This is a genomic window from Shewanella sp. GutDb-MelDb (assembly GCF_002836075.1).
Lineage (GTDB): Bacteria > Pseudomonadota > Gammaproteobacteria > Enterobacterales > Shewanellaceae > Shewanella.
In genome coordinates, this window is sequence record NZ_PJBM01000261.1 from 1 (window position 1) to 13,611 (window position 13,611).

Below are 13,611 nucleotides of genomic sequence, written 5' to 3' on the forward strand. Positions count from 1 at the left end.
CTGAGATTCCAGATTTCTTAGATGCTAATGAGATTAAGTCGGCAAAGTTTAGTTGTTTAGCTGAGCAAGCAAAATATTCTGCTGATGACCAAAAGTATGTCGATATTCTATGGGATGAGACTTTAACCTATCTAAAAGCTTACGCTATTGCACTGACCAACGATCAAACAAGCGGTTGCCTTAATTCGGACTCGGCTATGATTGACTCGACAGAGGGCGGTCAACGTATGTGCTTGATGGATAGGCGTGATATGAAGTTGATGGTGAAAAACATCTATCAGGTGATTAATAACGCTGATGAAGCAAAAAAGTGCTTTGGTGCACGTGAAGACGTTGCTTGGATCTACAATCCAGGTGGTGAGCTAACGGAAAACTCTCCCGTGGCGAAATGGCTGAATCGCACTACTTTTGAGACCTTTTTTAAAGAGAAGGTCACTAACCCTGAAGTGAAAAAGTTAGGTAAGAGTTTTACCGATAATTTTTACAAGATGGTGACGGGTGATGAAGTCAAAATGCCTGCGGTATTTCCTTATGACATTAGTGCTAACGCGTTACCCAACCTATGGGCTGCGGCGGGTTGGTTCCCTATGTACGCAGAAGAAAGTAAGCGTAACGATAAGAACTTTAACAATATTCGTGGTGGTTATGCATACGCTGAAATATTTGGTCATTGGGGCTTATTACGTATTGATGAAATTAATGGCGAAAAGGTCGGTGCAGAAGTGGGTATGACAGTACAATCTGTTGATACCTTGTATCCGTTCCATAATCACGCAATCTCTGAGATGTACTACAACATGCGTGTGCCAGCTTGTACCAATCAGTTCAAAACAATGGCTATCCGTGAAGATTCACCTCTTGTTACAACCGTAAAAGAGGATGACAAAATACGTCGAGTGCAATTTGATGAAGGTCAGCATAATTCACAAACTATGTGGTTATCAGGTAGCAGCGAACAAGATCCATTGATCTACTTCCACCAGAATACTATCCATGCATTTGATGTTGACGGTAGTTGCGAAGCTAAGCCTGAAGAGCGCGCTATCGTATCAGTCTGGGCCAGAAGTAACGCGAATGACAAGCGTAATGACTATGGCACAACTTTGCTGTGCGAATCAGCTGAAAATCCGGGAACACCGGCTAAACGTGGCGAAGTTATTCAGTGTGATTTAACCAAAATCAAATGGTAGTGATTTAATATGGCGATAGATAAAATCTATTGCCTATTAATTTAATCCCACTGTAGATATAACCCTCTCAATTAATTTTTTAACACTATATTATTTTTTAAATAAAAGGACGTATTCGATGAGCAAGCTAAATATAGCGCTGACTTTTTCGGCGCTGGTAGCTATTACGAGTAACTTTGCAGTTGCTGATGATTTAAAAGTTGGTGGTTCAGTTCGTGCTAATTACAGTTATAGTGATTATTCTGAATCGTCAAAAGATAAAATTGGTGATCTCGACTTTAACTTATTATCCGTTACTTTTTCAGACAAATGGAATGATATTGGCGTTAAAGCTGAATATCGGTTTTATCAAGGTTATGATTTCTTAAAATATGGTTATGCTTATTGGGATGTCAATGAAGACTTAACGGTTAGCGGCGGCGTTATCAATAAACCTTTTGGTAATAAGGGCTACGCATCGCATAACTGGTGGTATAGCTTAAACTACTATTTGGGCTTTGAAGACGATTATGGTGTTGGTGTTGCGGCAAAATATCAAAATGGTCGTTCATTAACAGAGTTCGCCTTTATTAAGAATGCGGTATATGGCGGCAGTGATCATCGAGATTTTGCGGGTACGGTAGCTAAAGGCACGGTTGATGGTACGAGTTATAATAACGAAGAAGCTAATACTTTAGCGGCTCGTCAAAGCTTTACGCTTACGAATGGGGAATTGATTACGATAGTGGGTGCATCACTTGAGTACGGACAACTCTATAACTCAGCGTTTGGTGAAAATGGCGATACTCTTAATTATGCTGCACACCTTGATATGAGTTATGACGGATGGGGCCTTCAAGCACAATATTTAGCTTATGATTATGATCAATATGACGATGGTCAAATTGATCCGAATAAGATTGGTATGGGCATGTTAGATGGATTTTTTGAAGTTGCTAGCAAAGGTAATATCTATACCGCTAACTTATCAAAAAACATCACAACTTCATGGGGAAGCTACACGCTCTATAATGACTTTAGTATGGTACAGCCAGATGTTGAAGCGTTTGATGATTCATTGCTAAATACCACGGGTGTGTCATTAGCATATGGTCCAGTCTTTGTTTATGTTGACTATTATATGGCTAAAAACGTCTTATGGTTGGGTGGCAACAGCTTAGGCTTAACCCAAGCTGATGACGATTGGGATCAACGATTTAATATCAACTTCGCTTACTACTTCTAGTGGCTTACTCACTGTAGAGGTTAGTTTAAAAACATAAAAAAATGCCAACAATATTGTTGGCATTTTTTGTTTAACAGATTTGAAGCCGTGGTTAACTGGGATTGACAGTTTGAGTGACTTCACCCAAGTCAGTTACATTGGCTTTTATTAAGTTAATTAATTGATTTGTGGCCTCAGTTTGTGTCTCTGGATTGAGATACAAGGACTCATTGAAAATCGGCAGTGGTGGGATATTGTGTTTAATAGGATCGATAATTTGCATCTTGTCACTAATTCGAAATTCGGCGACGGGAGCGATCACTAAGTCATTTTCGACCGCCATACATATTGCCGCTGGCGATGGGGTTGATAGTAATACACTCATCGGGCGCATGGATATTCTATGGTTGGCAAAAACCTGTGCGCGAATGGGGCAGTTTTCAGGATACAAAGCCATAGGCACGGTTTCCCGTTTATGGGCATTGCCCTCTTTTGCCGCAACCCAATGAAAACGACGTTCAAATAGCAGTTCACCATGACCGGCTGCAGGTGCTTGCCAGTGAGTCGCAACAATGACATCGAATTCACCGTTGTGCAGTCGCTTATAAAGATTACCACTCACGTCGGTATCGATGACTAGCTCGATGCAAGTAAACTCGCGAATAAACTCCAGCAAACAACTGCCGAGATAACGGTTGATGTAATCTGTCGGCACACCTAGTCGTATCACTTCACGGTTTTGACAATCCTTTAGTTCATCAAGTGCTTGTGAGCTGAGTTGCATCATCTTATAAGCGTAGTTAAGTAACGTCTTACCAGACTCAGTTAGCGTGACACCTTTGTTGTCTCTGAGTAACAAAGGTTGACCCACGCTTTCTTCTAACTTCTTGATTTGTAAGCTAATGGTTGATTGTGTGCGGCAGAGTTTATCCGCCGCCTTGGAAAGGTTTCCACATTCAGCTACCGCAATAAAGCTTTCTAACAATTCAATTTTTAACATGGGCTATTGAGTTTATTCATAGTGGTATCAGTATTACTCAATACCGCCGTAAGTCCTAGGCTGCTATGTTATGAATGTGAAGTTTATTTAAACTAATTGTTAGATTCGTGAAGAGGTCGACATGAGTAATTGGCAACAACGAGAAAGCTACTTAACTGACGTTGCGGAGCGATGCCTGCGTGGCCATAAAAGTTTTGACTTACGGCGTTCTCATTTGGTTGAAGCTAGTCAGATCTCTAAAGGTACAATCTATAATCATTTTCCAAGTGAAGCGGATTTAATGGTGACGGTGGCGACGGCACACTTTAAGAAGCGTTTAGAAAGAGCCGCTATCGACGAAAGCCAATATCAAGACTGTTTAACGCGCTTTTTGATGCACCATTGCTGGGGTATACGTGACGATCTCTTATATAATCGTTTTATTATTTCGAGAGTGATGCCAAATTCTGAACTCCTTGAGCAAGCAACTGACGATAATCGTTGTGCTTTTGGACAAGCTTATGGCGACTATATTGAATGGAATCGTCAGTTAATAAAAGCCGTTGGTATTGTTGAAGGTTTTAATCGAGCAGAGCTGGTGGCCAATTATTTACGCGGCGCACATATTAATTGTGATGATGCGGGTAAGCACTACAATGACGCTAACTTATACCATCAGTTTAGTTACGCATTGGCACAATTAATGGGACACTCAGATAAGCGGATCCCCAAGCTGAGCGACTATATAAACTGGCTTGCGTCATTAGAAGCGACCGCAAGCGCGGCATAGTCCATACCCAAGTCATTTGGGTATGGAGTCCCGTTTACGCCAAGGGCAATGTTATGGTAATTTTAAGACCCGTGGGGGAGCCGTTTTCAGCTTTTATCTGACCTTGATGCGCAGTCACCGCAGCTTCAGCAATCGCTAAGCCTAAGCCCCATCCGCCAGACTCTCTATCTCTTGCTGATTGCGGACGATAGAAGGGTTTAAAAATAGCTTCTAAGTCGGCAGTATCTGGGATCCCGGGTCCATCATCGATAATTTCAAGTTTAATTAATTGACCTGTAATTGAAGCTTGAATAGTAATTTGTGAAGTTGCATATCGAATCGCATTACGCAGCAAGTTCTCTACCGCCCTAGACAGTGGCCTAGGGTAAAGCGGCACTCGTATCGATTCATCGATATCAATATGTAGCTGTTTGTTTTGTTGTTGAGCCTCAAAATCGGCATCATCTAGCACCTGACTTAAGGCCTCTGCAAGTTCTAAGTTGCGCTTAGACTCGCTGGCATTGAGCTTAACCCGTGACAGTTCTAGTAACTCGGCAATCATCTGTTCCAACAAATCCGCTTCGTACTCTATTCGCTGTGTTTCTTGGGTTTCTTGACCTTTTTTACGGCTTAGCGCCAGTGATAGCTTGAGCCTAGTCAATGGTGTTCTGAGTTCATGTGAGATATCGCTTATCAATCGCTGTTGGCTTTTGACCATATCTTCAACAGAATCTGCCATCCCGTTAAATGCTTGAGCAAGCTGTCCAATTTCATCATTACGCTTGGCTGTTGCACTGTCGACACGGCTGCTTAAATCACCATTAGCTAAGGCGTCAGCACTGCTTTTTAGTGAACGTAAAGGTTTGCCTAGATGCCAGGCAAAAAGTCCGCAGAGCAAGCCTGACAATAAAATTGCAATACTTAAGGTGAGGATTTTGTTATCAATAAAAAAGAAAAACCAAGGTCGAGGGTGATGCTCGGGTAAACGACCATATAAAGCGTATTGCTTACCTTCTGCTTTAAACTCATATGGACCAAATAACAGCTCATCTCTGAATTGATGCTTTATTGGTTTACCGGCTTCATCAGCCATCAGCATAAACCGACGTAGAGCTCGTGAAGGTTTATGAGTATTGAGCACACGTGAGTTTTCATCGACAAGGTAGATCCTTACCGGGCGACCATCTCTCTGTTTGAAGCGGCTCAAGCGCTTCATCCTATCGGGTTGCATTACTTGGGGTGAGTCAATGATCTTCTGTGCCAGCTTTGCTAACATGCTCTCGAGGCGAGGAGGTAACTCTGACTGGTCATGGTTTTGCTGTAATAGCGGCAGCAAACCGATGAGGGCTATGATCAATGAGCTACATAACCAAAAGCCGAGCAGTAACTTTACAAAAATATTGTTGGGACTTTTTCTCAATGACATTTAAGGTAACCAGATATAACCTTTGCCACGAATCGTTTTAACTCGTGGACGACCATCAATACGTTCAGGCATCTTTTTACGTAAGTTAGACAGATGCATATCTAAACTACGATCAAATGGCATCAGCTTCTTTCCCAGCACTTTTTCACTGAGTGTCTCTTTAGACGCGAGCTCACCGGCATGTTGTACTAACTCAAACAGTAAACTAAATTCAGTTCCGGTCAGAATGATAAGCAGTTCCTGACAATGCACCTCTTGACGAGCAGGATCTAGACTGAGATCACCAAAGGACTGTATTGTTTGAGTATTGTCATTAGGTTTAATATTCGTGCGTCTGATAATGGCGCGAATACGTGCGACGAGTTCGCGATCATTGAATGGTTTTGGGAGGTAGTCATCTGCGCCAATCTCAAGGCCAACGACTCTGTCTATTTCATCGCCTCGTGCCGTTAACATCAATACCGGAGTTTGCTTCTTGGTACGCAGTGCACGTAATACTTCAAAACCATTGAGTTTAGGTAGCATCACATCGAGCAAGATGAGATCAAATGTTTGTTGTAATGCGAGATCGAGTCCTGCCTGGCCATCATGGGCTAATGTCAGTTCAAACCCTTCTAGTTCTAATAGTTGTGCCAGTAATTCAGAAAGACCTAAGTCATCATCTATCAACAGTATACGGCTCATGCTAACCCTTTTTATTACGCTCAATATCAGGAGTATACCTTGTTTGATGTCAATTGCTGTTTAGCAGTGTAATTCAATGTAAAGGTCATTTAGTCATGTCGTCGGCATTTAGGTTTACTGCGTCAGCTTTACAGTGTTTTACGTAAGCTAAACCCTCGCTTACATTGCAATGGTTACACTGGTAAGCGTCGAAAACAGCTTAGCGTAACCACGCTAAATCGAATTTAAAAGAGGCAGCATATGAAAAAGAATACTTTAAAAGCAGGATTATTGGCGTTAGTGGCAAGTACCACATTACTCACTGTTACAGTGCGTGCCGCGGATGAACAGTCTAAACACCATAACCAGCAAGAGTATCATCAGATGAAAGGTGAGCGTGGCGGGCATCATGATAAAATGCGTAAAATGTTCCGCGGTTTAGATTTATCTGATGAACAAAAAACTCAAGTCAAAGCCATATTGAGTTCGCATCGTGAAGAGATGGAGCTAAACCGTCCTTCGAAAGAGGAGCGTGCAGCGCAAAAAACACAGATGCTAGCATTTATCACTGCTGCTAATTTCAATGAGGCAGAGGTGAAGCAAGCATTAATGGCTAAGCAGGAAGCGCGTCAACAAAAAGCAGTCAATATGATGAAACTGCAAAACGAGGTTTATCAACTGCTGACACCTGAGCAGCAACAGAAATTTGAGCAACGTTTTGCCAAAAACAAACACCACAAAAGATGATTTACATATGATCGATATTAAACATGAGGGGGATCATCAGTTTTCCCCCTCAGTTTGATATAAACTTAAGATCTGGACTTCCCTTACTTTACTTGTAAACCGATCTTATGAATGACACTTCCCAATATGATTTTTGGGTGAAGCTTGCCAGCCGCGCAGCGGTTGCTACAGCCTTAACCCTAATCACCATAAAGTTAGCCGCATGGATGTATTCTGGCTCAGCCAGTATGCTGGCATCTTTAACAGACTCTTTTGCTGATGCTTTGGCGTCTATCGTTAACTTTATTGCCATCCGCTATGCGATAGTTCCCGCCGATCAAGATCATCGATACGGCCATGGTAAAGCTGAACCGTTAGCAGCACTTGCCCAATCTGCATTTATTCTAGGTTCTGCATTTTTACTGCTTTTCCATGGGGGGGAGCGACTCATCAACCCTATTGAAGTAAAGCATGCCACTCTCGGTGTGATTGTGTCGATTATCGCGATAGTGCTTACCTTCGCTCTAGTGATGCTGCAGAAAAGAGCCTTGGCAGCTACCTCAAGCACGATAGTCGAGGCTGATGCGTTGCATTATAAGTCGGATTTGTTCTTGAATGCTGCAGTGTTATTAGCATTGGTTTTATCACAATATGGCTGGTGGTGGGCCGATGGCTTATTTGCTGTGCTGATTGCACTTTTCATTGGCCAACAAGCGATTGGTTTAGCGTATAAGTCGGTACAGTCACTGTTAGACAGAGAGCTAGATGATGAAACTCGAGATAAAATCACCGAGATCGCGATCCTTGATCTTCAAGTTAGGGGCATCCATGATCTCAGAACAAGAGAGTCGGGTAAGACCATGTTTATTCAATTTCATTTGGAGTTAGATGGCTCGCTGAGCTTGGAACAGGCTCATACCATAGCCGTTGAAACGTCCATTCGGATCCGGCGAGAGTTTAACTATGCTGAGGTGATTATTCACCAAGATCCAGTGTAATTATTGATGGATGACAAGTAAAAACGCTGAGTGTTTTGTGCTGATGGTTATCTCTTGGTTCTTTGTTTGTTGTAAATAGGTAGTTAATATAATTGCTTACACATAGTTGTCGCAATTTGTATCTTTACTGTGCTAAATTCCTTCGCATTAAAACGATGTAAGGGAATCATCATGAAAAAATTATCAATTGTAGCGTTAGCTGTTTTAGGGTTGGCGGCTTCAAATATTGCTTCTGCAGAGACGGATCGCATTGGAGCATATGTGGGTGGTCAAATTGGCGCATTTTCCGCTGATGTTGAGGGCGACTCCGAATCAGGCCAAAGCTATGGTGCTTATGGTGGATACAACTTCAATGAGTGGTTCGGTCTAGAAGGCACTCTTTATATTACTAATAACTTCGTCGATGAAGATTTTGTTGATGTTTATGCAGCTTCATTTTCTGTTGCACCTAAGTTCACATGGGTTATCAACGATACATTTTCTTTATACGGTAAAGTGGGTGTAGCGTCTGTAGCGGTAATCATGGACGGTGTATTTCGTGATGTAGATTACACAGGCGTTGGTTTGACTGCGGGTGCCGGTGTTAACGCAGCGCTGACTAACAATCTCAATATCCGTTTAGGATACGATTATACCTCAGCAGATCTGGATTCAGATGATTTTGGTGCCAGTGATTTTGATATCGATTTGTCAAACGTGACCTTAGGTATGCATTACCAGTTCTAGTCAATGCTAGAGCGTATTAGAACGCAACACTGAAATATAAAAAGGATATCAAACGATATCCTTTTTTAGTGTCACACTCTGGTGCTGCTCTTTATTCCATCGCCAACTCTTTCAGTTTACGAGTTAAAGTATTACGGCCCCAGCCCAAACGTTTAGCAGCTTCTTGTTTATGGCCATTGGTGTGTTTTAGGGCTGTTTCTAGCAAGATCCGTTCAAAAGCGGGCTGCACTTCAGTGAGCAAGTTACTTTCACCCTCTGCTAAGCGCTGATCTATCCAACGTTTTAATGCAGCTTCCCAGTCGGCAGTGCCAGTGTGTTGGTCGTGAGATACTGCGGGTTCCTCTAGCAGTTCTGGAGGCAGATCTTGTGGCAAAATTTCTTGTCCAGACGCCATCACGGTTAACCAACGACAAGTGTTTTCTAGCTGACGAACATTACCAGGCCAAGGCAGTGTTGCCAGCTTATTGGCTGTTTCCTTCGTCAGAATTTTGGGCTCTACATCGATCTCTTTTGCTGCGATAACTAAAAAGTGACGTGCGAGCTGGGCAATGTCTTCTCGTCGTTGCGATAACGGCGGCAGATGCACTCTGATCACATTCAAACGATGAAACAAATCCTCTCTAAAGCCGCCTGCTTGCACGAGTTGTTCTAAATTTTGGTGCGTTGCAGCAATAATACGCACATCAACCTGTACGGGAGAGTGACCGCCTACGCGATAGAACTGACCATCGGCTAGCACTCGTAACAAACGAGTTTGTACATCCAAAGGCATGTCACCAATTTCATCTAAAAAGAGTGTGCCACCATTTGCTTGTTCAAATCGACCTTGGCGAACATTTCCAGCGCCAGTAAAGGCGCCTTTTTCATGGCCAAACAGCTCCGACTCGATTAAATCTTTAGGGATCGCCGCCATATTAATTGCAATGAAGGGCTTACCTTTTCGGGGACTGTGCTTGTGTAATGCACTGGCGACCAGCTCTTTACCGGTACCTGATTGACCATTAATCAGTACGCTAATCGATGAGCGTGATAATCGACCTATGGCTCTAAAAACTTCTTGCATTGCCGGCGCTTCACCAATTATTTCGGGAGTGGCAACAACGGGTTCTGCAGGTGCACTGCTATTACTTTGTTCGTTAGCGTGCGTAATCGCACGCTCAACGAGGGAGATGGCTTCATCAATATCAAACGGCTTAGGCAGGTACTCAAATGCGCCTGCTTGATAAGCACTGACTGCGCTATCAAGGTCGGAGTGGGCGGTCATAATGATAACGGGAATATGTGGATAATGGGTTTGTAGACGTTCTAGTAGCGTTAAGCCGTCGGTACCTGGCATGCGAATGTCAGACACAATCACTTTGGGCTGCGCTGTTTCAAGGGCATCCCACAATGACTCGGCAGCGGCAAAACTGGCACTGCTGAGCTTGGCGCCTTGTAATGATTTTTCAAGCACCCAGCGAATAGAACTATCATCATCGAGGACCCATACTTGTTCAGTCATGTTGTTGTTTTCCTCATTTAGCTATTGATGGGTAGAGTGATGGTGAACTCGGTGCGTCCAACAGAAGAGTCACATTCAATTCGGCCGCCGTGCAATCGGGCAAAGTTATGCGCAATCGATAATCCTAGGCCTGAACCTTGTTCACGGCCTGTGACCATGGGATAAAACAGCGTATCTATTAAGTCGGGGTTAATGCCTGGACCGTTATCGATTACTGATAGCATCAACACTAATTTATGTCGTTGTGTACCAATCGTTATTTGATGCTGAGTGCGCGTTTTTATGCGGATATTACCGCCGGTCATATCGAGTGCTTGCACCGCATTTTGCACAATATTGAGCACAACCTGTTGCAGTTGGTCTGGATCCATTTCAATATCAGGGATCGAAGGATCATAATCTTGCAACAAGGTAACATTGTCAGGCAGGGTTAAATTGACCAGTTGTAATACTTTATGTACCACTTCATGGATATTATAAAGACGGTGCTGTGTTGGCTTTTGTGGGCCTAATAACCGGTCTACTAACCCTCTTAAACGATCTGCTTGTTCAATAATCAAGTCGGTAAACTCTCTGAGTTCAGCCTCTTCAAGCTCTCGAGATAACAGCTGCGCAGCCCCTCTTAGTCCAGCTAACGGGTTTTTTATTTCATGTGCGAGGTTTCGCACTAGAAATTGAGCGGCTTGTTGCTGTGCATCTTGAGTTAATTGCTGGTGGATACGCCTTTGTTGATCGACCTGTCGTAGCTCTAATAAGGCCTGACCATGCTCTTGTTCTATCGGTGTTAGGGTGACATCGACAGTGTGTTGTTGACCATCGAGAGTGACCAGTGAAACGGTATTAACGGTCAGTCCTTGGTTATTTTTAATGGCTAATTGCAGCATAGGAAGATCAACGGCCAATGTTTGATAATGCTCAGGCAAACTCAGTTCAAGTAGCTTGTTATTGCTAACGCCCAAAAGCTGCTCAGTAGCAACATTAGTGTAAAGCAGTTCCAGCTCATCATTGATAACGAGCACTGCAGTCACTAAGTGATTGAGCAATAAACCTGTATCCATCTGCTACTCCGCCTTAATCAGTTGCACCATTTTGGGATTCTAACTTAGTTGCACCACTATGGTGCACCAAAGTGGTGCGGTCTGCAACTCGACTTCATCGGAGCAATAACATTAAGCTAAACCAGTTAAGTGAATGTATTTATTCGTGTTAACTAATTATTCGCGAGTGAGAGCAGACATTATCTTGCTCTATTCTGTATTGTCCGGTGAAGAAAAATTTTCCTTGGGAGAGTTGATGCAAGTAGTTTGCCGTCTTGTGTTAGTGCTTTGATAATAAAAGTATGTTCACCGCGGTCGACATTATTCACTTGGAACAAACCGCTTTGTTGAGCATCACTTTGTTGCTTACCGTCCATAAACAGCACTAATAGATGTGAAGGAGCAAGTTCAGGTTCAATCTGCAGTGCGATTGAAATATTACCTTCATTACTTCTTACCGTTTCTTCTTCGTTAGGAGAGGCGATACGCATGCGGTAATTAATCTTATCGCCAGTAGGAGATAAATGACTATTTGATGGACTGGGAGGCGGGGGAAGTTTTATTTGGTTCTCGGTGTTCTTGTTAAACTCAACGACTTCAGCATTTTTTACGGGCTGATCGGAAAAATGTATTTTACCGTCCTGATCTACCCATTTGTATACTGTCGCATGGATAAATGGGCTGACAAGCAGCATTAAAACCAAAAAACCTAGGCGCATAGTGAGTTCCTTTGTGGCACGTTTGCTCTCTCAGACTAGCGTCTTTTCAATAATAAATCATGAATTTTATTGATGATAATTATGCATTTGTCTAAGCAATCCAGGTTGTGAACCTAAGGTCGGTGCTTATATGCTAATGTAGGTGCTAACTGCACAGTGAGCAGATCCATATTTCCCCTTAATTGTGGCAATGTTGTTGGTCTAAGTATAATACCAATAGTAGAGCTCGATATGACGGATTGCAGCGAGTCGTTATAATGCTAATTTTTACAGTATAGTTTGAGGTGGATGATGGCTTTGAATAAAATTTTATTTCTGGTGTTGGTCAGCATGAGCAGTTTTTCAACTTTAGCGGCATCGCCTAGTTTTGACTGTAATAAGGCCAGTGGTGCAGTAGAGCATCTGATCTGCCAAGATGATGAGCTAGCATCATTAGATAGAACAATAGCGACAGTATATAAACAAGCTTTGAAAAACATCCCTACAGAAGAACAACCCAAAGCGATGCAAAGAGGCTGGATAAAAGGCCGTAATGACTGCTGGAAAGCACAAAATGTAAGTGTGCGTGAGTGTGTGGTGCAAAACTATCAAAGTCGGATTATAGAGTTACAAATCCAAGGTGGATTATTAGAGGTCCCTGCGAGTGTTCTGTTTGATTGTGAGGGTTTCCCACCAATTACTGCTGTTTTTTATACCCAGTTAGATCCAGTCACGGCTGTTTTTACCTTTGATGAGCAACAACTGCTGGCGACGAATGTACCCAGTGGCAGTGGTGCTAAATATCAAGGGGCAAACTTTGAGTTTTGGGAACATCATGGCGAAGCAAGCGTCCGTTATTTTGATAAGCACTCTATTTGTAAAATTCGCTAGCGCTGCAGAGGTGATATCTTGCGTTAAGCACCATAGCTCAATCGTTTTAGTTCATGAATTCAGTAAACATAAAGGCAGCCTATAGGCTGCCTTTTTTGTAATCGGTTAACTTAGTCTAAGAACTGCTAACTGTTGTCATATTGCTGTTCAATTTCACCCGCTTTAGCGCTATTGGCATGCTGGTTCAACTGTTTTGCGTAAGCGGCAATATTTGGGTATTTATCTGCCTCACCGCTGGCAACTAACATCTCAACGATAAACGACATCATAATATCTGCACCAGTGAGCTTATCAGCCACTAGGTAGCGCTTACCCTCTAAGGCCTGATTAACATAGCTAAGCACTTTTTCAGTTTCAACAGCGGCGTAACCTTCTAAAAAGTTAGTTTGGCAACCATCTTTGGCAACAAACATTCTGAGCAACAATGGCAGCATTGCCGAACTTTCCGCAAAATGTAGCCACTGGAGATACTCGACATAGTCTTTACTGCCTTTCTCTGGCGCTAGCTTTCCTGCCGCGTGAGCGTCAATAAGATATTCAGTGATCGCCCCTGATTCGGCAATAATCTGTTGGTTATATTCGATCACCGGTGACTTACCGAGTGGATGAATAGCCTTAAGCTCTGGCGGGGCTAAAAATGTTTGGCTATCTCGTTGGTAAGCTTTGATTTGGTAATCTAGTCCAAGCTCTTCTAGTAACCAGATAATACGTTTTGAGCGAGATTTGTTTAAATGGTGCAAGGTGATCATTGGCTGTCCTTTGCTATTGTTCGCCGTGGGTATGGCGACAACGGATAGAGTGAG

At 42.8% G+C, this 13,611-nt stretch carries 14 protein-coding genes; 7 read left to right on the plus strand and 7 right to left on the minus strand.

Annotation, left to right across the window (positions count from 1 at the left end):
* The coding region (locus CXF82_RS19570) for a dimethylsulfoniopropionate lyase DddY (protein ID WP_102044794.1) at positions 1-1,190 on the plus strand (1,190 nt) is incomplete at its 5' end.
* Positions 1,191-1,308: 118 nt separating this feature from the next.
* Positions 1,309-2,415 (plus strand): hypothetical protein, encoded by a 1,107-nt coding sequence (locus CXF82_RS19575; protein ID WP_101089573.1) that lies wholly within the window; start codon positions 1,309-1,311, stop codon positions 2,413-2,415.
* Positions 2,416-2,506: 91 nt separating this feature from the next.
* On the opposite strand, the gene CXF82_RS19580 is transcribed toward CXF82_RS19575, so the two are convergent.
* Positions 2,507-3,394, minus strand: coding sequence for a LysR family transcriptional regulator (locus CXF82_RS19580; protein ID WP_101089572.1), 888 nt, complete (start codon positions 3,392-3,394; stop codon positions 2,507-2,509).
* A gap of 121 nt (positions 3,395-3,515) precedes the next feature.
* On the opposite strand from CXF82_RS19580, the gene CXF82_RS19585 reads away from it, so the two are divergent.
* On the plus strand, positions 3,516-4,163 hold the full coding sequence (locus CXF82_RS19585) for a TetR/AcrR family transcriptional regulator (protein WP_101089571.1): 648 nt from the start codon (positions 3,516-3,518) through the stop codon (positions 4,161-4,163).
* Positions 4,164-4,197: 34 nt separating this feature from the next.
* Here the strand turns inward: CXF82_RS19585 and CXF82_RS19590 are convergent, their stop codons facing one another.
* On the minus strand, positions 4,198-5,568 hold the full coding sequence (locus CXF82_RS19590; protein WP_101089570.1) for an ATP-binding protein: 1,371 nt from the start codon (positions 5,566-5,568) through the stop codon (positions 4,198-4,200).
* A complete protein-coding gene (locus CXF82_RS19595; RefSeq protein ID WP_102044795.1) occupies positions 5,569-6,252 on the minus strand; it encodes a response regulator in 684 nt (227 codons plus the stop codon).
* A gap of 240 nt (positions 6,253-6,492) precedes the next feature.
* Between CXF82_RS19595 and CXF82_RS19600 the strand changes: the two genes are divergently transcribed.
* From CXF82_RS19600 to CXF82_RS19610, 3 genes are all read left to right on the plus strand, one after another.
* A complete protein-coding gene (locus CXF82_RS19600) occupies positions 6,493-6,978 on the plus strand; it encodes a Spy/CpxP family protein refolding chaperone (RefSeq protein ID WP_101089568.1) in 486 nt (161 codons plus the stop codon).
* A 107-nt stretch (positions 6,979-7,085) separates the two neighbouring features.
* Entirely contained in the window at positions 7,086-7,955 is an 870-nt protein-coding gene (locus CXF82_RS19605; RefSeq protein ID WP_101089567.1) for a cation efflux pump FieF, read from the plus strand.
* Between the two features lie 171 nt (positions 7,956-8,126).
* Positions 8,127-8,681: a porin family protein gene (locus CXF82_RS19610; protein ID WP_101089566.1), complete on the plus strand. Its 555-nt coding sequence runs from the start codon at positions 8,127-8,129 to the stop codon at positions 8,679-8,681.
* 91 nt (positions 8,682-8,772) lie between these two features.
* Here CXF82_RS19610 and glnG read toward each other — a convergent pair whose 3' ends face one another.
* The 3 genes from glnG to CXF82_RS19625 all read right to left on the minus strand — a co-directional run bounded on the left by glnG (position 8,773) and on the right by CXF82_RS19625 (position 11,938).
* Positions 8,773-10,182 (minus strand): nitrogen regulation protein NR(I), encoded by a 1,410-nt coding sequence (gene glnG / locus CXF82_RS19615; protein WP_101089565.1) that lies wholly within the window; start codon positions 10,180-10,182, stop codon positions 8,773-8,775.
* A 17-nt stretch (positions 10,183-10,199) separates the two neighbouring features.
* Complete coding sequence (glnL, locus tag CXF82_RS19620; protein WP_101089564.1) at positions 10,200-11,240, minus strand: nitrogen regulation protein NR(II); 1,041 nt, start codon at positions 11,238-11,240, stop codon at positions 10,200-10,202.
* 179 nt (positions 11,241-11,419) lie between these two features.
* Positions 11,420-11,938 (minus strand): DUF4124 domain-containing protein, encoded by a 519-nt coding sequence (locus tag CXF82_RS19625; RefSeq protein WP_101089563.1) that lies wholly within the window; start codon positions 11,936-11,938, stop codon positions 11,420-11,422.
* Between the two features lie 297 nt (positions 11,939-12,235).
* Here CXF82_RS19625 and CXF82_RS19630 point away from each other — a divergent pair, with 297 nt between their 5' ends.
* Complete coding sequence (locus tag CXF82_RS19630; protein ID WP_257982828.1) at positions 12,236-12,808, plus strand: MliC family protein; 573 nt, start codon at positions 12,236-12,238, stop codon at positions 12,806-12,808.
* A gap of 125 nt (positions 12,809-12,933) precedes the next feature.
* Here CXF82_RS19630 and CXF82_RS19635 read toward each other — a convergent pair whose 3' ends face one another.
* Complete coding sequence (locus CXF82_RS19635; RefSeq protein ID WP_101089561.1) at positions 12,934-13,557, minus strand: glutathione S-transferase family protein; 624 nt, start codon at positions 13,555-13,557, stop codon at positions 12,934-12,936.
* Positions 13,558-13,611: the final 54 nt, after the last annotated feature.